Origin of the sequence: Algisphaera agarilytica, from assembly GCF_014207595.1 — a bacterium.
GTDB classification, from domain to species: domain Bacteria; phylum Planctomycetota; class Phycisphaerae; order Phycisphaerales; family Phycisphaeraceae; genus Algisphaera; species Algisphaera agarilytica.
This window is the reverse complement of sequence record NZ_JACHGY010000001.1, coordinates 32,346-55,204: the sequence shown is the minus strand read 5'-3', so window position 1 is coordinate 55,204 and position 22,859 is coordinate 32,346. Positions and strand designations below refer to the sequence as shown.

Genomic DNA, 22,859 nt, shown 5'->3' with positions numbered 1-22,859 from the left:
CGTCGTGGATTTACTTGGGGCCGCCGGAGGGGGCGGGGAACTCTTTGCCTTCCCACAGCAGCGAGCTGTAGGAGTCGGGCTCGACGAGGCCTTCGGATTCCCAGACGATGTCGAATTGACCGTCTTCGAGGATCTCGCCGATGTAGACCGGCTTGTAGGTGTGCTGGTTGGTTTCGTGCATCTTCTTCTTGCCGCCGGGGGCGTCGAACTCGAGGCCGTAAACAGCTTCGCGGACCGCGTCGACGTCGAAGGAGCCAGCCTTCTCAGCCGCGGCCTTCCACACATACACGCCGTAGTAGGCGGCTTCGATCGGGTCACAGGTCACACGGGCCGAACCACCGGGCAGGTTGTTGTCGGCGCAGTACTTCTGGAACGCTTCGACGAAAGCGGCGTTCTCGGGGGTATCCACCGACATGAAGTAGTTCCATGCCGCGAGGTGGCCGACGAGCTTGGAGGTGTCCATCGCACGCAGTTCGTCTTCGGAGACCGAGAAGGCGATGATGGGGCAGTCGTCAGAGGTTAGGCCCTGGTTGGCGAACTCGGTGTAGAACGGGACGTTCGAGTCGCCGTTGATGGTCGAGAGCACCACCGCGTCACCGCTGGCGGCGAGGGTCTTGATGTTGTTGACGATGGTTTGGTAGTCCTTGTGACCGAAGTCGGTGTAGTCCTCGTAGATGTTTTCTTCGGGGATGCCGTTCTTCAGCAGGAAGGCCTTGAGCACGCGGTTGGCGGTGCGGGGGAAGACGTAGTCGGTGCCGAGGAGGATGAACTTCTTGGCTTCGAGTTCGTCCAGAGCGTACTGGGCGGCGGGCACCAGCTGCTGGTTGGGCGAAGCGGCGGTGTAGAACACGTTGAGCGACTGCTCTTCGCCTTCGTATTGCACGGGGTAGAACAGCAGCTCGTTGTACTCTTCGTAGACCGGCAGGACCGACTTACGGCTGACCGAGGTCCAGCAGCCGAAGGTCACGGCGACTTCGTCCTGGGTGATCAGCTGCTTGGCCTTCTCGGCGAAGAGGGGCCAGTTGGAGGCGGGGTCGACGACGACCGGCTCGATCATGTACGACTTGCCGCCGACGCTCACGCCGCCGGCCGCGTTGATTTCTTCGGAAGCCATCAGGACCACGTCACGCAGCGAGGTCTCCGAGATCGCCATGGTGCCCGACAGCGAGTGGAGCACGCCGATCTTGACGGTCTCTTCGGCTTGGGTCATGGCGGGGAGCAGGCCCAGGGTGCCCGCAACAGCCAGGGTCGAAACCCGTTTGGCCAGGGATTTAATGCGATTGCTTTTCATGTCATCTCTCCAGATACATATATGGCTTTGAGCTGAATGCCGAGCTCAAATTCCGGCTTGCAATGTCTACGCCACACCGGCGCAGAGACATCAGGGGTTAAAATCAAATGTGTGGTGGGAGCCTTTCCCCTCGTGATTCAACTTGTCGGTTGATGAAACTTTGGCCCCCGTATAACGCCGAACCCCACACGGAACGTTGTTTTGAATGGAAGCCGTAGCTCGTTCAAACAACATCCGTGTGGGGCAGGCGTCGGTAAGGCAAAAATTTAGAATGCGAGGCTGAGGCCGAGGTTGTAGGTGACGAAGGTGTCATCGGGGTTGGCGTAGACGTCGCTCTCGGTGGAGTAGAGGGTGACGCCGGCGTTGAGGGCCCAGGCACCGTAGTCGGAGGGGATCATGTCCAGGGGCATACCGAAGGCAGCACCGATGGAGAAGAAGCCGAAGCCGTCGTCGCCGCCGGCGATGAAGTAGCCGTCATCGAGGGCGAAGCCGAAGTTAACGGGCACGGACATGTCGATGGCGAATTCTTCGGAATCGACGATGGTGAAGCCGGGCTCGATGCCGGCCACGATGATGGTGCCGTTCGAGAGGCCCAGACCGTTGTCGACCCGGTTGTGGATCACGATCGAGGGACTCAGGGCGAAGTCGTCCGAGATCAGGCCGGTGTCGTCGTAGCCGATGGAGATATCGAGGATATCTTCGGTTTGGCTGGCGAAGGCCCATTCTTGGTAGGTCACGCCGAAGCTAAATGCTTCGTAGCCGAAGCCGACGCCGATGTAGCCGTCGATTTCCTGGATGTCGCCACCCAGGCCGCCGCCGGCGTTGTCGTTGATGTCGGCCCAAACACCCGCGGTGAGGCTGAAGGCGTCAAAGTCGATGGAGACTTCGGCGTAGGGGTTGAAGGTATCCGAGCCCGAGAAGGCGTCGCCTTCAGCCCAGACGTCCAAGCCGTACGAAACGAAGTGCGAGTTGATGTCGGCACCCACAACGCCGCTCACGCGCGACTCGGGGGCCTCTTGAGCGACAGCCATCGGCGAGACACACAAGGCAGCAGCTGCCAGACCCTTGCCCACGAAGCGATATTGAGATTGATTACCCATCTAAAAGACTCTCCTAAACACCGAATAAGTGTGTGTAATGCTGTGGCCGGCCAACCAAAGACCGTTCTGTGTCACAGCTCGAAACCTGTGCGTGGCACGGTGCTCACGCAACATCTAGCGGTACGCTGGGCTTGCAACGAAGCACTGCGTAACTCACACATGGCAAAGCATGTGCCAGTTGCGAGGTGTGAGCCGATAACGCGTTGATTTATCCGGAGCTTGGGGATGGCCGATGAAACCAGTTAACGCAGAATTAGCTATGAAGCGCAGCTATTTTTCTCGTTTTGAGGTTCCGGATTAGTTTTTGTTGAAGAATATTCAGAGCTGAACGGGGTGGAGAGACTTTGTGCCCTGATTTCAGGCAGGGGGTTGTTACCCGGACCATGAGTGCCTAAAAAAAGCGCATCCGCAAAATATTCTCCCGCCTCATTTGTCCAGCGGATTGCGTGTATAACCTCATCCATGCTGGACTTGGACTGGACGACCTGGCAACTGGCTGACTCGGCGTTCCCCGCAGGCGGGTTCGCCCACTCCTCGGGTTTCGAGGCGGCGGTGCAGGCCGGGCTGATCCGCGACCGGGCGAGTCTGGAGTCCGCGACTAAAGCGTTGATCAACCAAACTGTGGTGGGAGCCTTGCCGGCGGTGCTGACGGTGGCGAGCGAGCCGGAGCGGTTCCACGAGGCAGAGCAACGCCTCGAAGCGACCCTGACCAACCACGTCGCCCACCGGGCCAGTGTGGCCCAGGGCCAGGCGTTGCTTTCTGCATCGACGCGTGTGTTTGAACAGGCCGAGGTTGCCCAGTGGGTCAAGGCCTGCCGGGCGGAGCGGACCCCCGGGCATTTTGCCTCGGTGTTCGGCTACCTCGCGCAGATGCTGGGCATGGACGGCCTGCGTTCCGCCGAGCTCTTCCTGTTCATGACGGTTCGCTCGGCGCTGTCCGCCGCGGTGCGGCTGGGGGCGATCGGCCCGCTCGAGTCGCAGGCGATCCAGCAATCGTTGATCTCCGAGGCACGTTCGAGGGTGTCGGCTTCGCTCGATGCGACGCTGGACGATCTGTGTCAGGCCAGCCCGCTGCTGGACGTGTTGCAGTCGGGGCAAGATCGGTTGTATTCTCGATTGTTCCAGAGCTGACCGCCTGCTCCGCCTCTTTTCAGTGAAAGTTGATTCCTATGCACATGCACGCCGACCACACCCACGAACCCATGGACTACCCCGGCCGGTTTGAGGAACGCGAAGCCGCGCTCTCGGGCCGCGACTTCACCCAGCGGGCGTTCACCGTGGGCATCGGCGGCCCGGTGGGCTCGGGCAAGACCGCGTTGGTCTGGCGGCTCTGCGAAGCGTTGCGCGAGCGGACCAACATGGCGGTGGTGACCAACGACATCTTCACCCGCGAAGACACCGAGTTCCTAGTCCGGCAGGGCGCGCTCCCCGCCGACCGCATCCGCGCGGTGGAGACCGGCGGTTGCCCGCACGCCGCGATCCGTGAAGACGTGACGCCCAACCTGGTCGCACTCGAACAGCTCACCGCCGAGCACGACCCCGAACTGCTGCTCTGCGAATCGGGCGGCGACAACCTCGCGGCCCACTTCAGCCGGGAACTCGCCGACTTCACGATCTACGTGATCGACGTCGCGGGCGGCGACAAGGTGCCCCGTAAGGGCGGCCCGGGCATCACGCAGTCGGACCTCTTGGTCATCAACAAGATCGACCTCGCCGAGGCCGTGGGGGCTGACCTGGAGGTGATGCGTAGCGACGCGGTGAAGATGCGTGGCGAGGGGCCGCTGGTCATGGGCAGCGTGAAGCACCTGGACGGCCTGGATGCAATCATCGATGCCATCTTCCACGCTCGCAGCCACGCGGTTTGATCCCACCGCGAACCCCAACGAAACGCTCATTCACTCCGCAATCGGCATAAGCACGATCTGCGGCGCATCGTCTCGTCTCTCGGACAGATCGATGGTGACGCTCACGCTGCTGCCGTCGGCCAGCGTCGCGGTGACTCGGTGGCTGCCGAGATACACGCGTGCCTTGGCCTGGCCCAGCTCGTCGGATCGGACCGTCACGTCGGTCCACCAGGTGTCACGAAACAAGCGATCGGCCGTTCGAGAAACGGGCGTGGGCTGGTGTTCGTCGTCGAACAAAGCAGCCGAGGGATCGGCGGTGTCGTCGGCGTACAGGCCGGAGAAGTAAACGCCCTGAACCATGGGCTGGGCAAACAGCGTCCGCAGGACGGTTTCGGTATTTACCGCGGTTTCGATGGCGTGAGACCCTGCGATTTCCAGCGAGCCGATGAGCAGCGGTTGATGCTGGTTGGCCAGGCGTTGCAGGGCGGGCTCCATCAGGTCCTGCTGAATCGGGCGGGGCGGGAAAGTTTGGTTGATCGTGAAGCCGGCGATATTCAGCTGCTGCTTGATCACGCTATCCATCTCACGGACCAAGTCGAAAGTGCGCGGCCCGGACAACGCGTCGTCGTATTGCAAGCGAGACGCAACGCCGGGCCACACGTTCTGGGCGTCCATCGCAAGAACGCGGAGCATGGCCGGGGTCAGCCGGTCGTGGTCGAGGGTTTCCTCAGCGATGTCGAGGTCGTCCAAGGTCTCGCCGTAAGCCGCCGCGACCTGTTGCAGGTATTGCCGGGCCGATTCAAACAATGCTTCCCCACGCAGCGGCACCACCCACTCGGGCAGATCAAACGCGTCGGCCGACAGCAAAGCCCCCCAACGCACATGCATCCCCGCGTCCCGGGCCGCCTTGATCGCTTCGCCCACCGATTCGGTTAATAGTCCTTCCGGCCCCGTCGGCTGCATCTTCCGCCACGAGGTTATGCCCTCCAACGACACCGCGTTGAACACCCGCCAGCCCTCGGCCTCGGCGTCGTAGTGCTCCGGGTATCCATCGTAGATAACAAAGCCGACCGTGAACGCGTGCTGGAGTTGCTCGATGTGGATCTCGGCCTTCGGGGCGAGATTGCCCTGAGCGTCGAAGACCAGAAACGACACCGGCGTCATGCGGTACTTCTGGATACGGGCTTCGCCACGCTGAACCCAATCGCCCGCCACAAACTGGCCCGCCACCGGCAAGCACCACAAGCCCACCAGCATCGCAAGCAAGCCCATCGCACAAACTCGATTCTTCGCCTGATTCCTGATCGTCGTGCCCCTGTCTAGGTGCGAATCATCGCCGGGATTAGTTTAGCTGCTGCAACGCGTGGTCCAGCGTCTTCACCGGCACCAGCTCGGCTCCCTTTACCTTCGGCCAACGGGCGTCCGGACAGATAATCCGTTTGAATCCCATCCGCGTCGCCTCCACGATGCGACGCTCGGCCTGCTGCACGCCGCGTATCTCCCCGCCCAGGCCGATCTCCCCGACGGCGCACGTGCCGTGATCGAGTTGCCGTTCCAGGTGGGCACCGGCGATGGCGAGCGCGACCGCCAGGTCCGCTGCGGGCTCACCCACCCGGACCCCGCCGACGCTGGAGGCGAAGACGTCCTGGTCCGCCAGCCGCAGCCCGCCGCGTTTCTCGAGCACTGCGATGAGCATGTCCAGCCGCGACCGGTCGAGCCCGGAGACCTTCCGTTTGGCCGAGCCGAGGAACCCCGTGGCGGTGAGGGCCTGCATCTCGATGAGCAGACAACGCGTGCCCGACAACACCGGGCAGACGACGCTGCCGCTGCGTGGCTGGTACTCCGCCGCGAGCAGGCCCGCGCCGTCCTGGACTTCCATCAGGCCACGGTCGGTCATCTCGAAGAGCCCGACTTCCAGCGTGCTGCCGAAGCGGTTCTTCACGCCGCGCATCACACGGTGGCTGTGGTAGCGGTCGCCCTCGAAGTAGAGCACAGTGTCGACCATGTGCTCGAGCAAGCGTGGGCCAGCCAAAGCGCCCTGTTTGGTGACATGACCAACCAGCATCAACGCGCTGCCCGTGGACTTGGCGTGATACACCAGCTCCAGGCAACACGCCCGAAGCTGCGTCACACTCCCCGGGGCCGCGGGTAGGTCGCCCTTGTACACCATCTGGATCGAGTCGATCACCAGCAACGCGGGCTTGATCTTCTGAGCCTGCGCCGCGATGCGGGCGAGGTTCGTGTCCGCCAGGACAAACAGTTCGGGGGGTAGTCCGGTTTCCCCCTCGCGGCCACTGGGAGCCGCCGCCAACCGCTCGGCCCGCAGACGGAGCTGGCCCGCCGATTCCTCGCTGGTGACATACAGCACGGTCTGGCCTCGTCGGGCCAAGACGATCGCGGCTTGCAGCATCAGGGTGGACTTGCCGATACCCGGGTCGCCGCCCAGCATCGTCGCGCTGCCCGGGACGATCCCCCGCATCGACTCGGCCCCGCCCAGCACGCGGTCGAACTCGCCGATGCCCGTCGCGATCCGGCCCGGGCCCGCCTCGTCCTCGTCCACGATGTCGGTGATCGGCTTGGCCTGGGCCTGCTCGCCGTCCGTGGCGGGGGCGATCCCGCGGTGGGGGTCCAGCCCGGCGCCCTTGCCGGTGGCTTTGACTTCCTCCAGGCCGTCCCACTCCCCGCATTCAGGGCATTTGCCCATCCATCGCGGGGAGATCGCGCCACAGCTGCGGCAGATGAATTGGGATTTCGCTTTGGCCATCCGTGGAAGATACCGGATCGGAGATCGCCCGGCGGGGATCGGCTATCCTGTGCGGCCCATGAGTGACATGCTGTCCCAGATCGTCAACGACAAACGCCTCGAAGTCGAGACCACCCGCCGGTCCCGCCCGCTGGAAGACGTCAAGGCCGCGGCCCAGGACGCCGCACCGCCGCGCAACTTCTTCGCCGCCGTGACCCGCCCCAAGGGTAAGCTCCGCGTCATCGCCGAGGTCAAGAAAGCCAGCCCCTCGGCCGGCGTGATCCGCGAGGACTTCGACCCGGTCGCCATCGCCCGGGCCTACCACGAGAACGGAGCGGCGGCGCTTTCCTGCCTGACCGACGAGAAGTATTTCCAGGGTAAGCTCGAATACATCCAGCAGATCAAGAAGGTGGTCCCGCTGCCCGTTCTGCGGAAGGACTTCATCGTCGACCCGTATCAGATCTACGAAGCCCGCGCCGCCGGTGCCGACGCGATTCTGCTGATCGCCGAGTGCCTGGGCGAGGCGCAGATGATCGACCTGCTCATCCTCGCCACCGAGCTCAAGCTCACCGCGCTGGTCGAGGTCCACGACTACGAGTCGCTCATCCAGGTCCAGTCCCACGTCGGCTTCCCCCATCCGGGCTACCAGCTCCTGGGCATTAATAATCGCAACCTCAAGACCATGACCACCGACATCGGCCACACGATGGAGCTGCTCAAAGAAGTCCCCAACACCGACATCCTCGTCAGCGAGTCGGGCATCCGCACCAACGAGGACATACAACGCCTCGCCGAGGCCGGCGTCCACCGCGTGCTGGTGGGCGAGCACCTCATGCGTCAGCCCGATGTCGGAGAAGCCCTCCGAGAACTCATCGGCGAGTCGGCCTAACGAGGGCGGCCGTCATCGGCTGACCGTGAGTTGCACCAGGTCGCGGATCGGAACGGCTGGCGTTTTGCCGTCCCGCCGAACGGCCGACAGCACGCCTTCCAACGCCGGTCGCATCGCACCGACGGTGCCGGTCTTGATCAGGAAATTCCAGAACCACTCAAAACGTTTCCACCCCGCGGCATAAGCAAAGTGCTTGGCGCGGTGCTTGAGCGTGGCGTGGTGTCGGCTGGCCTCCCAGATGTTGGGCAGGTTGTAGAAGTCGCGGTAGGCCCGGTCGTAACCGGCTTTGAGTTTTTCCGCAGACATGCCCCGGGTTTCGTACACCACTTCGCGGGTGTCGTAACGGTCCCACTCGCGGTGCAAGATTCGGCCTTCGCGCTCCATGCGAGCGAAAAGATCGGTGCCGGGGTAAGGCGTCTGGATGTGGAAGGTGCTGGTGGTGACACCTTGGCTGACTGCCCAATCCACGGTGCGGTCGAAGACGTCCGGCCCGTCGTCATCCAAACCGAAGACGAAACTCGCATTCACCATAATGCCCAGGCTGTCGAGTCGACGGATCGCGGCGTCGTAGTCCCGGCCGAGGTTCTGCCGCTTGTTGCTCAGGTGCAGATTGCTTTCGTTGATCGTTTCGAACCCGACGAACAGGCTGCGCAACCCCGCGTCGGCGGCCCGCTCGATGAGGTCGCCGCGCAGGATCGAGTCGACCGTGGCGGCCCCCTGAAACACCCGATTCATCCCACGCATCCCCTCGAACAGTTCCCGGGCGAACTTGGGATGGCCCAGAAGATGGTCGTCGAGGAAGTAGAGGTGCCGACCCGGCAGGCGATCGATCTCCGCCAACGCATCGTCCACGGTCTGGGTGTAAAACGATCGTCCGCCCCGGTAGAACGCGTCCTTGTAGCAGAACTCGCAGTGGTGCGGACAGCCGCGGGTGACCACGATGGAGTTGGGCACGAGGTACCGCGATCGCTTGATCAGGTCCCGGCGGATCGGAGGAAGCTCCACGATCGAACGCCGGCGGTCTTCGTAGCGAGGAAACGGATGTCCGGCACCAAAGTCCTTGAGAAACTCGGCGAACGTGTGGTCCCCCGGCCCGAGGAAGATCGTGTCGGCATGGGCGGCGGCTTCATCGGGCAACGACGTAACGTGCAACCCGCCGAGGCAGACGTGGATCCCTTTGGATCGGTAGTGATCGGCGATGGCGTAGCTGCGAAACGCGTTGGTGATGTAGACCTGAATGACGACCAGGTCGGGTTCGTCGTCCAACGTCAGCGTTTCGACGTGTTCATCGATCAGAGTGATTTCATCTTCTTCATCGAGGAAAGCGGCGAGGGTTGCCAGACCCAACGGGGGAAACAGCGAGTATTTGATGGGCCGCCAGTACGGGCTCTTGGCTTCGGTCAGTGCCGGAAGAATCATCTTGACTTGCATGTGAGCCCCTGGTGTTGGAAGGCTATAACCATCGCGCCCACGGCGTGGGCGTGGCGGAGTGATCTGAGCTGTTCAACAACTTGAAGTACGGCGTGTTGCCCACTCGTGTTACGGGATGGCACTCACCTCAGTTCGAAGGATGAACCGACTTTGTCAAAGATGGGAATCCACCTAATCGAGTTGGACCGACAACCCATCGAAAGCGAGTTGGATGCCTTCCGGTAACCGCGGCGACAGCTCGGCGTGGGAGATGTCGTGGGCGATGTGTGTGAGATACGCCTGCTTGGGTTGGAGCTCTTCGATGATCTCAACCGCGCGGTCAACGGTGAGGTGGGTGGGGTGGTGGCGGTAGCGGAGGGCGTCGAGGACGAGGACGTCCAGGTTCTGCAGTTTCGGGTAGGTGTCGGGGGGAATGGTCGAGACGTCGGTGCAGTACGCGATCGAGCGTCCGGCGAAGTCGATGCGATAGCCGAGCACCGGGAGCCTGCCGTGCATCAGGCGCAGGGGCGTCCAGGTCGCACCGAAGAAGTTCAGCGGCTCGTGTTCGTCGATCGGGTGGGCGATGAGGTTGGCGATGAAGGATTTGTTGACGTTGGTGTGCGGCTCGAAGATGTAGCGGAACGTGGATTGGAGCTGATGGATGACGTCGGGCTCGGCGTAGACATCGAGGGCGGTGTTCATCACGGCGTTGAAGCGGCGCAGGTCGTCGAGGCCGAACGTGTGGTCGGCGTGGGCGTGGGTGAAGATCACGGCGTCGAGTCGGCTGATGGACTCGCGCATCATCTGCTGCCGCATGTCCGGGGCGGTGTCGATGAGGATCTGACGTCGGCCGGTCTGTTTGGGGTTGAATTCGGTGTGGGTGTCTTCGACGGTCAGCGACGGGTCGTCGTAGCGGATCAGCACGCTGGGGCGGTCCCGCTTGTCACGCGGGTCGTCGGACCGGCAGACCGCGCAGCCGCAGCCGATCATGGGGATGCCCGCGCTGGTGCCCGAGCCGAGAAAGAGGAGTTCAAGAGGCATGGCAGGAGTGTAGGGGGAGCCTGAGGATGGACCAAATCACCGGAGACAGGTTCGGCCTGCTACGATCCGCTTACGCATGATGAGCCGTGTCACGATCTTGATTTTCCTGGTGTTGTTTCTGATGCCGGGGTGTGAGGAGCCCTCACCACAAACCCCCACGATGCCTGCGTTGGTGACGCCGATCGCGGTCGAGTCGATGCCCCAAGCGTTTTTCTTTGGGACGGAGAAGCAACGAGCCTTGCAGGACGAGTTGGTGGGCCAGCCGATGCCGCCGCTGTGGGTTGAGGACTGGCGGAACGGCGAGCCGACGCTGGAAGACCTTCAAGGCAAGATTGTGCTGGTGGATTTCTGGGCGACGTGGTGCGTGCCGTGCTTCGAATCGCTGCCTAAACGCCATGCGCTCTTGGCGAAGTACGGCGATCAAGGCGTGATGATCGTGGGTGTTTGCGGATCAAAGCGGGGCCAGGACAAATATGACCAGGTGCTGAACCAGCACCCGATGGACTACCCCACGGCGCGGGACCCTTCGGGCGCGTTTGGTGAGTGGTGGCGTGTGATGTGGATGCCCACTTATGCGTTGGTCGATCGCAAAGGTGTCATCCGCGCGGTGGGGCTACACCCCGAGAAATTGGAAGAAGCGGTGCTTTGGTTGCTAGAAGAACAACCCGCCCCCGAAACATCGTTACCTTGAGCGGGAACAAGAGGATTGGGTTACTTCCCGACGCAGAACGTTGAGAACACCCGGCCGATGACGTCGTCGGGCGTGAGCTGTCCGCCGAGGCCTGCGAGCAGGTCGAGGGCCTGCCGCATCGAGCCGGCGACGAGTTCGATCTCGTCGAGCGCGTGGGCTTCAGGAGCGACGTGCAGGAGCGCATCTTCGAGCCCGGCGAGCGCGTCACGTAGCGCGGACTCATGACGTGGCTGGAGTGCGAGGATGTTGGCCTGCACACTAACCGCCCGTTCGCCGAGGCGTTGTTGGATCGCCTGTCGCAGCGCATCGAGACCTTCGCCGGTCATGCCGCTGACACGGAGCATGTCCGTGTCTGGTCTGCCGGAGATCGGTTCGGGGGAGAGGTCGCACTTGGTTTGAATCCTCAGTTGCGGGCAGTTCGCGTGGTCCAGTTCCGCAGCCTCGCCCACGACAAGCAGCAGGTCGGCGGTGCGGATGGCGTCTCGGGCCTGCTGCTGCACATCGCGATCCAGCGACGACTCGGCCGACTCCAGCCCGGCGACATCGACCAGCATCACTTCGCTACCGCCAAGGTCCATCGGCTCGGCCAGCACATCGCGCGTGGTGCCCGGATCGGCGTCGATCACCGCGCGGGGGTGGCCCAAGAGGGAGTTGAACAGGGTGGACTTGCCCGCGCTCGGCGGGCCGACCAACACGACGCGCGGCAGCGCTTCGACTGCGCCCCACGATCGGCTTTGCTGCAGCAAGCTTGAAAGTTCGGTTTGCAGTTCGCCGAGGTGTCGGGCCAGATCACGCGGCGCAATCGGGACCACGTCTTCCTGGTCGACGAAATCGATGCCCGCTTCGACCAGAGCCAGGAGATTGCCCAGCCGATCGACGTGCTTCGTGGAGAACCGTGCCAGCTCGCCCTCACGGAGGTGGGTGGCGGCGGCGAGTTGGCCGTCGCTGATGGCGTTGATCGTCGCGGCGACGCCCTCGGCCTGGGTCAGGTCCAGTCTGCCGGCGGCGTAGGCCCGGAAGGTGAACTCGCCCGGCTCGGCAAGGCGAGCGCCCAGGCCGAGCGCCGAATGGATCACACGGTCGAGCAGGGCGGGGTGGCCGGGCAGTTGCAGCTCGGCGACATCGCCGCCGGTGTAGCTGTGTGGCCCGGGAAAAGTCATGGCCATTACGGGGATTGCGGGCAGATCAGCGTGGCTGAGAGTCTGTGACGCAATACGCCGGGGCTCGGGCAGCGAGCCGATCAACTGTTCTAACAGCGCAAGCGCCTCGGGTCCCGCGAGACGGACCAGTCCCCGGGGCGAGCGCCCGGGCGGCGAGCTCACTGCGACGATGGTGTCGTTCGAGAGTGACGAGTGACGAGTGACGAGTGACGAGTGAAGTCGCTGGGAGCCAGAATCATTGGCCTTAGTCGGCTGCGTACTCATCACTGTTTACTATTCACTCATCACTGAAGGCCAAAGGCCGCCGTTACTTCCGCTTCTTGTAGTTCTTGTTACCGCCGCCGCTGGCTTTCTTCTGCTTCTCGATCTCGGCCTGGCGCTCGGCGGCCATTTGGGCGGCCATCTCGAAGCGTTTCTGCATGCGGTCGCGGAAGCCGCCGGGCTTAACCGGCTTCTTCTCGAACAGCGTGCCGGCCTCTTCCTGCTCGCGGACGTGTTTGCGGACGATGTAGCTGTCGACGATGCCCGCAAAGGTGGAGCAGCAGATGTACAGCGTCAGGCCCGCCGGCGCTGAATAGAGGAAGATCGGGAACATGAAGGGCATGAACTTCATGATCATCTGTTGCTGACGCTGCTGATCGGTTTGCGGCGGCGGGGTGGTGAGCTTCATCTGGAAGAAGAAGACCACGGCCATAAGCAGCGGCAGGACGTTGAGGCTACGAAACTCCGGCTCGATAAAGGGCAGCCAAGTCAGCTTGTAGGCGGGCTGTTCGGGGGGGATGAAGCGGATGAAGTTGTCGCTCACCGACAGGTCTTCAAGGAAGTGCCAAGCACCGCCGGAAATCGACTGGAAGACGCCGTAGAAGGCCGGCTCGTGGCGGAGCTCAATGGCGAAGTAGAGCATGGCGTAGAGCGCGATCCAGATCGGCGTCTGGAGCAGCATCGGCAGGCAGCCGAGCATGTTCGCGGGGTTGATGCCTGCCTCGCGGTAGAGCTTCATGGTCTCGCGGTTGAGCGCGGTGGGGTCGTCTTTGTACTTCTCTTTGAGCGTTGCCATCTCCGGCTGGAGCTTGCCCATCTGTTTGCTCATCTTCATCATGTTCGTCTGCGCCCGCTTGGTGATCGGGTGCAGCAGCAGACGCACGGTCAGCACGAGGATGATGATCGCGATACCCCAGTCTTTGACCAGCCAGTTCAGGCCCTTGAGGTAGCCCAAGAGCCCCTTGGCCAGCCACTGGAACGTACACCAGGTGCAGCCCAGCTCGTAGCGGATGAGCTTGTCGAAGTGCATCAGGCTGTAGGGCGCCTCGTCGAGCACGGCCTTCTTCCGCGGACCGGCGTAGACCGCCAGGTCCAGCGCGAGCGACGAACCGGGGGCGACCGTGTGGGCCGCACTGCCGAGCTGCACCGCGATGCGCTGCTTGTCGGCCTGGGGCATGTCGATCTCTTGATCGAGCACGCGGTAGGACACCGCGGGGAACGTGCCGTCGAGTTCGGGCACGTCGGCGGTGACGGTGGCGCTTTCGGGAACGGGCGCGTGGGTGATCACCGCGAAGTAGCGGTTCTCCGCGGCGAGCCAGGCCAGCCGGGGGTTCTTGCGGACCGGCAGGTCTTCGTTGGGCCAGAGCGTGCGCTTCTGCTTGATCAGGTCGTTGCGGGGGATGAAGCTGTCGTCGACGTAGATGCCGAACTTGGGCGGCTTCTCGTCGCGGAAGTGCCCGGTGATGAACATCCGGCGGTCGCCTAGGTAGGCCCCGAGGTCGGTCAGGACATCGCCCTGAGCGTACTGCTGGAAGCTGACCTCGAGCGGGGCGTCGGTGTGGTTAAGGATTTGCTGCTTGAGCGACAGGTCGTAGCTGTCGGCCGATGCGGTCCAGGTGCGGACGACCTCGGCGACGAGTTGGTCGTCGGCGCCCACGACGGGCAGGCGGTAGGTCACCGAGTGGCTGGCGTCGCCACGGACCACGTCGTCGGCGGCCCACTGCACGCCGTCGAGGCGAACGCTCTGGCCGTTGATCGTCACGGCCTGGGCGGCGTAGGGGTAGAACGCGGGGGCGGCGCCTTCCGCGACGCCCTGGTTGACGTCCATCAGGTGGTAGGCGGGTTTGGCTTCGCCTTCCTTGGGCGGATCGACGAATTGGTCGTAGTCGGTCAGCGTGATCTTCTTGAGGCCCGCGCCGTAGGACGTGAACTCGATGCGGAACTTGAACGGGCTCTCGTCGCTGGTAGCGCCCAGCGCAGGGGCCTGCGGGGAGTCGGTCGGCACGGCCTTGAGTCCGGCCAGTTCCACCGCCGGGTCGGGTGTCGCGCCTTCGGTGGGCGCGGCCTGCTCCGGCTGGTCGCCGGGGTCGGCTTCCGGCTGATCGGCGGCTTCGGGGGCGTCCTCGGCGGACGCGACCTGCTCGGTCGTTTCGTCGTCGGCGGGGATCGGCGGGGCGTCGGTGCCCGAGCGGCCGGTGGCGATCGCAAACGCGAACGCGAGGCCAATCAGGATTGCAACGATCGGGACCAGCAGTCTCATCAATCAAAACCTCAGGGGAGCTTGGTGAAGCGGGGCAGTATACCTGAGGAGCGATTTCGGATTTGGGATTTCGGATTGCGAATTTCACAGCCGCGCCCGGCCACGAGCGGCGGGTTAGTCGGAAATCCACACTCCGAAATCCGAAATGAGCGTCTCAGCCGGTCACGATCCGCGAGATATCGTTGAACGTGACGTAGAGAAACACGCACGCCAGCCCGACCAGGCCCACCAGGGCCACCGCGGTCTGCACCTTCGGGCTCGCCGGCGACCCCTTGATCTTCTCGATCATCAGGAACACCATCAGCCCGCCGTCCACGATCGGGATCGGCAGGAAGTTCAGCACCGCGAGGTTGACGCTGATCAGCCCGAGGAAGAACAGGTAGTACGCCATGCCCTGCTTGGCGACTTTGGAGCCCTCGTCGACGATGCCGACCGGGCCGCGGAGGTTCTTGACGCCAATGGTGCCCTGGATCAGGCGAAGCAGGGTGATGTAGGTCTGCTGGATGAACTGCCCGGTTTTATCGATGCCGATCTGGGTGGCCTCGATAGGGCTGCTTGCCTTGACGGTGGTCATCAACGGCTCGAGGGCGAACCCGCTCGGGGGCAGCCAGGCGAGCGTCTCACGGAGTGTGCCGAGTTCTGTCTCGGTGAGCGCGAGGTTGTAGGTCTCGGTCGACTGTTGGTCGCCGAGGTTGATCGCGAAAGTCAGTTCGATGTTGGCCGGTTGCCCCTCGGCGCGGAGCGAATCGGATACGGCGTGTTGGAACTCGGTCCAGTTTGCAACCTCGCGGTCGTTCACAGCGATCAGCCGCGAGCCGGGTGGGAGCGGGCGGTCCGTTGCGGCACGATCGAAAACCGATCCACGGATCACCGAAGCAACCCGCGGGAGGCTGGTCGCAGGAGCTAAATTCACACCGATCAGGTTGCGTCTTGGTTGTACCTGACCGAGGTCAACGAGCTTTCCGTCGCGCTGCACCACGATATCCAGCGCCTCGCCGTTGGCGCCTTTCACGACATCCTCGATGTCTTCAACGGCGGGCCAGTTTAGTGAGCCGAGTTGGGCTAGCTGGTCGCCGGGTTCAACCCCGGCCTTCTTTGCGGGCTTGTCATCGGACACGCCTGGAATACTCGTGACGGGGCGCAATCCCAGCAGATTGCGTACCTGATCTTCACCGACCTTGGTGCGGACCAACGAAGGACGGGCCAAGGTATTGGCCATCACGACCGCGTTGCCCGCGGAATTCCCGAAGCCTATTTCGACCTGCGGGCTCTCCAATCCTTGGAATGCCCGGTGGAACTGGCCGTAGTTTTCTACCGGTTGGCTGTTGATCGATGCAACGACCATGCCCGGCTCAATGCCGATGCCATCGAAAACACTTCCCTTCGTGACGGCAGCTTCACCGACACGATCTGAGTCACGGCTTTCGCCGACGGTGAGCGTATCCGCTGGCACGATTCCAGCCGACAACAGGCCTTCGTTGGCTTCGGAAGCGACAGCCGTGATGTTGAAGGTCAATGGTGCGGCTTCGCCCTCGCGGTCCACGGTCATCTCGACGGGCTTACCGCCCTTGCCCAGGGCCGTGGCGATGCGGACCTCAGCCATGTCGGTGATCGGCTTGCCGTTGATGTGGGTGATCACGTCGCCCGGCTCAAGTCCACGGTAGGCCGGATCGCCTTCGTGCCCCTCGGCATAGGTGGTGTTGGCCGGCTTATCCATCTCAACGCCGCCCACCACCGCAGCGGGGAACTTCACGCCCATCTGGAAGCAGATGATGAAGAAGATCAACCCGAAGATCAGGTTCATGATCACGCCGGCGGAAATCACCGCGGCGCGGGCGCCGATGGATTTGCGGTTGAACGATCGGGGGTCGTCGGACTGGGCCGAGGGGTCCATGTCTTCCTGGCCGAGCATCTTCACGTAGCCGCCCAGGGGCAGGGTGTTCCAGCGGTATTCGGTTTCGCCCAGGCCGAGCTCGTCGGCCTTCTCCATGATCATCTGGTTGCGTTTGTGCTCGTCTAGTCCGTCGATCGACTTGCCTTCTTCTTTGAGCGCATCGAGCGCCCGGGCGATGTATTCCTTCTCGGTGCCGCCGGCACGGAAGCCGATGCCTTTGCGGTACGACACGATCGCGTTGCCGAAGCCGATGGCGAACTGGGTGGCACGGATGCCGACCCACTTGGCGACGGCGAAGTGGCCCAGTTCGTGGACGAAGATCAGGAAGCCGAAGCCCAGGATCAGGGCGATGACGGCGGTGATGTTGTTACTGAAGATGGCGCTCATCATGGAGGTGGGTCGCGTGGGGGATCAGGAATCGGAGGTGGCGGGGGCCTTGAGTTGTTCGGAGACGAAATCACGGGCCTGCTGGTCGGCCTGAAACACATCCGTCAGGGTCTTGATCGGCACTGCGGGGATCGCGGTTAACGCTTCCCCAACCAGCTCTACGATACGCCCAAAGCGGATGCGGTGTTCCAAAAACGCCTGAACCGCGACTTCGTTGGCGGCGTTCAACACCGCTCCAGCGGTACCGCCTGCACGGATGCACTGGTAAGCCAATGGTAGGGCGGGAAATCGCTCGCCGTCGGGGGGATGGAAGTCGAGTTGGCGGAGCTTGTTCCAGTCGAGTTGGTCCGAGCATCCGGCCAGACGTTCGGGGTGTGTCAGGGCGACCTGGATCGGTGTCCGCATATCCGGCGGGCCGAGCTGGGCCAGCACGCTGTGGTCGGCAAACTCGACGAAGCTGTGCACGACCGATTGGGGGTGGATCACCGCCTCGATTTTTTCCGGGGGCAGGTCGAAGAGGTGGTGGGCCTCGATGATCTCCAGGGCCTTGTTCATCATCGTCGCCGAGTCGATGGTGATCTTCGGCCCCATGTCCCAGGTGGGGTGGTTCAGGGCCTGCTCGGGTGTAGCGTCGCGCATCTTCTCGGCCGGCCAATCCCGGAAGGGGCCGCCCGAGGCGGTGAGGACCACACGGCGGACGCCGGTGGTGTCGGTGGTTTGACCAAGGGCCTGGAAGATGGCCGAGTGCTCGGAATCGATGGGCAGCAGGGCGGCGTCGTGCTCCCGGGCCAATGGCATCACCCAGTCACCCGCGGCCACCAGCGTTTCCTTGTTGGCCAGCGCGACGGTGCAGCCCTGCTTGATGGCGGCCACGGTTGCGGGCAGGCCTGCGGCCCCAACGATCGCCGAGACGACCAGATCAGGCTTCGCGTGCTCGACGAGTTGCTGAGCGGCGTCGGCGCCGGCGAAGACGTGATCGGCGGAGAGTGCCGAGGCTTTGAGCGGGTCGGCGATGGCCACCGCGGGGCAGCCGAACTGCTGGGCCTGCTCGGCCAGTTGCTTGGCGTTGCGGGACGCCGCGAGGCCGACGACTTCGAACGGGCACCGCCCGGTGCGGGTGAGGTGTTCGATGACCGCCAGGGTGTTCACGCCGATTGAGCCGGTGGAGCCCAACACAACCACGCGACGCGGGGACGCGTCGGCGGGGCGGGGGTCCTGAGCAGAAGTCGGCGGGTGGGGTTGGGCCATACGGGTCCGGGCTGACGGATCAGGGGTGTTGGATTTCGACGGGCTGTCGGTTGATCAACCGTGGACGCGGAGTTATCCGCTGACGATACGGTTGGCGTAACCCCGGCCGGGCTTGAGGGGTTTTTTCTTCTTGGTGGACTTCATCGAACCCTTGGACTTGGCGTTGCCTTCGGAGGCGGCTGCGACGGGCTTGCCATCCTCGGCGACCTTCACGTTGCCGTTGACGTCGCCGAATTCATCCAGGGGCAGCGCGGGTTCTTTCGCCTTGCTGGATTTCTTGCTTCGGGTTCGACGGCTGCGTTTTTTCTTGGTGGGCTCGCCGTCGACCATGATTTCCGAAGCGTTTTCATTGGTGTCCGGCTGCGGAGGGTCGGGCTGGTCTTCGTCCGAAGTCGCCTCGTCGCCTTCATTGGCTTGGGCGTCCGTCGAAGCGGATTTTTTCTTGCCCCGCGAGCGACGCCGACGCCGTTTCTTGGGCGCGGCTTCTTCTTCGGAACCTTCGGCGTCTTGGGACTCGCTGGCCTGTTCCGCCTCGTCGGCTACGGCCTCGGATTCTGAGGTTTCGGCGGCTTCATCTTCCGTCGGCGCGTCGTCTTCAGCGGAAGGTTGTGCGTCCTTATTCTTGTTCCGTCCCCGGCCTCCGCGGCGACGACGGCGTCGGCGCTTGGGCTTCTCGGTGGTTTCGCCATCCGAATCGTCACCCGCTTCACCGGCTGAATCGTCGGCCTCGGCTTCGACTGGGGTATCGGCCTGGGCTTCGGACTCTGTAGATTCCTCGGCTTGCTCTGATTTCTTCTTGCGGCCGCGGCGGCGCCGGCGGGACGACTTGCCGGAGGATTTCTTTTCGCCGTCTTCCTCGGCGGCATCCGATTCGGTCTCGGTCGAAGCTTTGCCAGACTCGGCGTTGGATTCTTCTGCCGATTCTTCCTCAAGTTCCTCGAACTCTTCGAGCTCCACCACTTCGGCCTCGGCGAGTTCGCGGAAGCTGGTGTCGGTGGTCGGCTTGAGCCGCTGCTTGTAGGTTTCGGGGTCGGTGGGGAGCACGACGCCTTTTTCGTTCATCGCCGTGATCTTGACGAAGTCCACGGTGTTGCCGCCGACGCGGACCATCACGGTCTTGCCGTACTTTGCTTCGAGCTGGACGAGCTCGCCGCGTTTGCGGTTGAGGATGTGGAAGGCCACGTCCGGGCTGATCGTCAGCTCGATGCTGGCCACATCATCGCGGTGCATGACCAGGGCCAGGCGGCGCATCACGCTGAGGATGACCGATTCGGGGCTCATGCTGTAGCCACGGGCGTTGCAATGGCTGCACTCCTGGTAGATCGACTTTACCAGCGACGGCCGCATGCGTTGGCGGGTCATCTCCAGCAGGCCGAACTGCGAGATCGGCCCGATGCGGGTGCGGGCCCGGTCTTTCTTGAGGTTGTTGCGGAACCGCGACTCGACGGCCTTGCGGTTTTTCATCGGCCGCATATCGATCAGGTCGAGCACCACCAGCCCGCCGAGGTCGCGCAGGCGGAGTTGCCGGGCGATCTCGTCGACCGCTTCGAGGTTGGTCTTGTAGGCGTTGGTCTCGGCATCTTTCGCCGCGCGGGACTTGCCCGAGTTCACGTCGATGGCGACCAAAGCTTCGGTCGGGTCGATGACCAGCGCACCACCCGAGGGCAGCGGCACCTCGCGTGAGTTCATGTTGTCGAGCTGTTCCTCGATGCCCATGCGGTGGAACAACGGCACGGGGTCGTCGTAGTGCACCACCTTGGACTTGGTCCGCGGGTTGGCCACGGCCAGGAAGTCCCGCGCCCGGCGGGCGGCGGTGAGGTCGTCGCAGACGATGCGGTCGATGTCGCTGCTGAACACGTCGCGGATGGTGCGGATGACCAGGTCCGACTCGGCGTAGAGTTCGCCGTACTTGCCGCGCTGCTTGCGCTTTCGTTCGATGTTCTTCCACAGACGCTGGAGGTACGACAGGTCGCGCTTGAGGTCGGTCTTGGTCTGGCCGATGCCGGCGGTGCGGACGATGAAGCCGAACTCCTTGGGCGGGTTCAGCGTTTTGAGGATGTCGCGCATCTCCTTGCGGGCGTCGTCGTCGTCGACTTTGCGGGAGACGCCCAGACGCTGCATGTCGGGCATCATCACCAGGAAGCGTCCGGGGATGGAGAGGTAGCTGGTGAGGGTGGGGCCTTTGGTGCCGATGCCTTCTTTGAGGACCTGGACCAGGACTTCCTGGCCGCGCTTGAGGCACTTCTGGATGGGCGGGCGTTCGTGGCGGGCGGTCTTGTGGCCGACCTTCTCGAACTCTTCGCGGTCTTTGCCGGGGAAGTATTTCGGGTGCAGGTCGGAGATGTGCAGGAAGCCGTTGCGCTCGAGGCCGAAGTCGACAAACGCGGCCTGGATGGCGGGTTCAACGTTGGTAACCCGGCCCTTGTAGATGTTGCTGACGTGGGACTCGGTCGAGGCGCGTTCCTGGTAGAACTCCTCGAGCTTGCCGTCCTCGACGATGGCGATGCGACACTCCTCGCCGGGGACGTAGTTGATGAGCATTTCGGTTGTAGGCATCGGGGATCGCGACGCGATCCAGTGATGAGTAAACAGTGATCAGTGACGAGTGGAAAGACATAACACCGCGATTTGCATCGCAAGCGCAGAATGATCTTTACTAATCACGCGGAACTGTTCATTCATCACTGAAACGCGTCGACTTCCTTGTCTTGGGCCTTGGTTTCGCTCGAGCCTCGGGCAGGTTCGCCCGGCGATCGAAACGCTTGGCAGTTTTAATGTTCGGCGTGTTCTGCTCGCGGGGCGAGGTCAGAATCCGATGGAACGTCCATCGAACGCCTTGGGCATGACTTTGTTGACCTCATCCCTGAGGTAGTTCAACACTTCACGGTCGGAATCAAAGCCGACGGCCTTTCGGGCCACGCGTCGGCACTGGTCGAGGCTGACGCTCCGGATCAGTCTCTTGACCTCCGGGATCGCCGGGGGGGTCATCGAGAAGCTGCGGAGCCCCAAACCCAGCAACAGCATAATGAATTCGGGCTGCCCCGCCATCTCGCCGCAGAGGCTGACGTCTGTATCGCTTCTATCGGCTGCGCGGATCACGTCCTTGAGCAGCTGGATCACCGCCGGGTGGCCCGCGGAGTAGAGGTTGGCGATCCGCTCGTTGGCCCGGTCAACGGCCACGGTGTACTGGATCAGGTCGTTGGTCCCGATGCTGAAAAAGTCGACTTCCTTGCTGAACGTCTTGGCCTGGAGGGCCGCGGAGGGCACCTCAATCATCATCCCGACGGGGATGTTCTCGGCGAACGGGATGTCCTGGTCGTCGAGGTCTTCTTTCACATCCTGGAGGATCATCTTCGCCTGCCGCAGCTCCATCACACTGGAGATCAGCGGGAACATGATCTTCACCGGCCCCTCGGCACTCGCCCGCAGGATTGCGCGGAGTTGGGTGCGGAACATCGGCAGGTTTTGCAGGCACAGCCGGATCGAACGCAGGCCCAGAAACGGGTTGCGTTCGTTCAGCATGGGCGCAGCCAGCTCGGCGCTCTCGGGGATCTTGTCGGCCCCGAGGTCGAGGGTGCGGATTGTCAACGGCTTGCCGCCGAGGTTGCGGATCGTTTCGACGTAGCTGTCGTATTGCTGCTCTTCGGTGGGTTCGTGCTCGGCCGAGAGGTAGAGGAACTCGGTGCGGTAGAGCCCGATGCCCACGGCACCTTTTTCCAGGGCATCGGGGACTTCGGTGGGGAACTCGATGTTGCCCAGCAGCGAGATCTCGGTGCCGTCCTTGGTGACGGCCGGCAGGTCGCGGAGCTTGCCAAGCTCGGCGTCGAGCTTTTTGATCCGGCGGACTTCCTGCTTGTATTCGAGCAGCTGTCCCGCGTCGGGTTCGACGATGATGACGCCGCGGTGGCCGTCGATGATGACGGTGTCGCCGGATTCGACGCGTTGGGTGAGGTCTTCGAGGCCGACGATGGCGGGGATGCCCAGGGCGTGGGCGAGGATGGCGGTGTGGCTGGTGCGGCCCCCGACGTCGGTCGCCAGGCCCATGATCTTGGATTTGTCGAGCGCCGCGGTCTGGCTGGGCGTGAGGTCCTGGGCGATCACGATCGAGGGCGCATCGACCTTGGACAGGTCGTTGGTGCCCGAGGTGATGAGCTGACGCAGGACACGGCGTTTGAGGTCGTAGATGTCGCCGACGCGGTCGCGGAAGTAGCTGTTCTCGTGGGCTAGAAACGTCTGGGCGTAGGTCGTCATCACCGAGTACACGGCGTACTCGGCGGTGACCCGCTCCTTACGCACCATCGCCCGGAACTGATCGGTCAGCGCGGGGTCGGCGAGCATGCCCAGGTGGAACGAGAAGATCTTGGCGAGCTCTTCGCCCAGCGTCTCGGTGGTTTGCTGGTGGACCTCGGTGATCTGTTTGATCGATTCTTCCAATGCGCTATCGACACGCCGGATGTGGTGGTCGATCAACGCCACGGGGATCGTACGGCGCGGCACCGGTCGGTCCTCATTGTCGAGGACCACCGCCTTATAGATCGCCACGCCGGGCGAAACCGCGATGCCTTTCTTCACGAGCATACGAATAGGATAACCGCTAAACGGTTATCGATTGTTAAAGCACAACGCCGCGGGTGGGGCCG

The 22,859-nt window shown here is 63.2% G+C and carries 16 protein-coding genes; 4 read left to right on the top strand and 12 right to left on the bottom strand.

Features of this window, described 5'->3' with window-relative positions:
* Window positions 1–10: 10 nt before the first annotated feature.
* Both urtA and HNQ40_RS00200 read right to left on the bottom strand, forming a co-directional pair.
* Window positions 11–1,291 (bottom strand): urea ABC transporter substrate-binding protein, encoded by a 1,281-nt coding sequence (gene urtA / locus HNQ40_RS00205; protein ID WP_184675204.1) that lies wholly within the window; start codon window positions 1,289–1,291, stop codon window positions 11–13.
* Window positions 1,292–1,557: 266 nt separating this feature from the next.
* Window positions 1,558–2,391 (bottom strand): hypothetical protein, encoded by an 834-nt coding sequence (locus tag HNQ40_RS00200; protein ID WP_184675202.1) that lies wholly within the window; start codon window positions 2,389–2,391, stop codon window positions 1,558–1,560.
* A gap of 462 nt (window positions 2,392–2,853) precedes the next feature.
* Between HNQ40_RS00200 and HNQ40_RS00195 the strand changes: the two genes are divergently transcribed.
* Together HNQ40_RS00195 and ureG are read left to right on the top strand one after the other, a co-directional pair.
* Entirely contained in the window at window positions 2,854–3,522 is a 669-nt protein-coding gene (locus HNQ40_RS00195) for an urease accessory protein UreF (RefSeq protein WP_184675201.1), read from the top strand.
* A 38-nt stretch (window positions 3,523–3,560) separates the two neighbouring features.
* Window positions 3,561–4,256, top strand: coding sequence for an urease accessory protein UreG (gene ureG, locus HNQ40_RS00190; RefSeq protein WP_184675199.1), 696 nt, complete (start codon window positions 3,561–3,563; stop codon window positions 4,254–4,256).
* A 30-nt stretch (window positions 4,257–4,286) separates the two neighbouring features.
* Here the strand turns inward: ureG and HNQ40_RS00185 are convergent, their stop codons facing one another.
* Together HNQ40_RS00185 and radA are read right to left on the bottom strand one after the other, a co-directional pair.
* A complete protein-coding gene (locus tag HNQ40_RS00185; RefSeq protein ID WP_184675197.1) occupies window positions 4,287–5,507 on the bottom strand; it encodes a hypothetical protein in 1,221 nt (406 codons plus the stop codon).
* 70 nt (window positions 5,508–5,577) lie between these two features.
* On the bottom strand, window positions 5,578–6,999 hold the full coding sequence (gene radA, locus HNQ40_RS00180; RefSeq protein ID WP_184675195.1) for a DNA repair protein RadA: 1,422 nt from the start codon (window positions 6,997–6,999) through the stop codon (window positions 5,578–5,580).
* A gap of 58 nt (window positions 7,000–7,057) precedes the next feature.
* On the opposite strand from radA, the gene trpC reads away from it, so the two are divergent.
* Window positions 7,058–7,867: an indole-3-glycerol phosphate synthase TrpC gene (gene trpC, locus HNQ40_RS00175; protein ID WP_184675193.1), complete on the top strand. Its 810-nt coding sequence runs from the start codon at window positions 7,058–7,060 to the stop codon at window positions 7,865–7,867.
* Between the two features lie 12 nt (window positions 7,868–7,879).
* Here trpC and HNQ40_RS00170 read toward each other — a convergent pair whose 3' ends face one another.
* Together HNQ40_RS00170 and HNQ40_RS00165 are read right to left on the bottom strand one after the other, a co-directional pair.
* A complete protein-coding gene (locus HNQ40_RS00170) occupies window positions 7,880–9,298 on the bottom strand; it encodes a B12-binding domain-containing radical SAM protein (RefSeq protein ID WP_184675191.1) in 1,419 nt (472 codons plus the stop codon).
* A gap of 171 nt (window positions 9,299–9,469) precedes the next feature.
* Complete coding sequence (locus HNQ40_RS00165; protein ID WP_184675189.1) at window positions 9,470–10,318, bottom strand: MBL fold metallo-hydrolase; 849 nt, start codon at window positions 10,316–10,318, stop codon at window positions 9,470–9,472.
* Window positions 10,319–10,394: 76 nt separating this feature from the next.
* Here HNQ40_RS00165 and HNQ40_RS00160 point away from each other — a divergent pair, with 76 nt between their 5' ends.
* The gene (locus HNQ40_RS00160) at window positions 10,395–11,009 is read left to right on the top strand and encodes a TlpA family protein disulfide reductase (protein WP_184675187.1); all 615 of its coding nucleotides are present in this window, start codon (window positions 10,395–10,397) and stop codon (window positions 11,007–11,009) included.
* Between the two features lie 20 nt (window positions 11,010–11,029).
* Here HNQ40_RS00160 and HNQ40_RS00155 read toward each other — a convergent pair whose 3' ends face one another.
* From HNQ40_RS00155 to ptsP, 6 genes are all read right to left on the bottom strand, one after another.
* Window positions 11,030–12,433, bottom strand: a complete 1,404-nt coding sequence (locus HNQ40_RS00155) for a tRNA modification GTPase (protein ID WP_246402724.1) — start codon at window positions 12,431–12,433, stop codon at window positions 11,030–11,032.
* 43 nt (window positions 12,434–12,476) lie between these two features.
* A complete protein-coding gene (locus tag HNQ40_RS00150) occupies window positions 12,477–14,690 on the bottom strand; it encodes a YidC/Oxa1 family insertase periplasmic-domain containing protein (protein WP_184675179.1) in 2,214 nt (737 codons plus the stop codon).
* A 154-nt stretch (window positions 14,691–14,844) separates the two neighbouring features.
* The gene (locus tag HNQ40_RS00145) at window positions 14,845–16,974 is read right to left on the bottom strand and encodes a site-2 protease family protein (protein WP_184675177.1); all 2,130 of its coding nucleotides are present in this window, start codon (window positions 16,972–16,974) and stop codon (window positions 14,845–14,847) included.
* Window positions 16,975–16,995: 21 nt separating this feature from the next.
* Window positions 16,996–18,219 carry a 1-deoxy-D-xylulose-5-phosphate reductoisomerase gene (dxr, locus tag HNQ40_RS00140; protein ID WP_184675175.1) on the bottom strand — a complete coding sequence of 408 codons (1,224 nt, stop codon included), beginning with the start codon at window positions 18,217–18,219 and terminating at the stop codon, window positions 16,996–16,998.
* Window positions 18,220–18,291: 72 nt separating this feature from the next.
* Window positions 18,292–20,775 carry a ribonuclease E/G gene (locus HNQ40_RS00135; protein WP_184675173.1) on the bottom strand — a complete coding sequence of 828 codons (2,484 nt, stop codon included), beginning with the start codon at window positions 20,773–20,775 and terminating at the stop codon, window positions 18,292–18,294.
* Between the two features lie 249 nt (window positions 20,776–21,024).
* Window positions 21,025–22,797, bottom strand: coding sequence for a phosphoenolpyruvate--protein phosphotransferase (gene ptsP, locus HNQ40_RS00130; RefSeq protein WP_184675171.1), 1,773 nt, complete (start codon window positions 22,795–22,797; stop codon window positions 21,025–21,027).
* Window positions 22,798–22,859 lie beyond the last annotated feature (62 nt).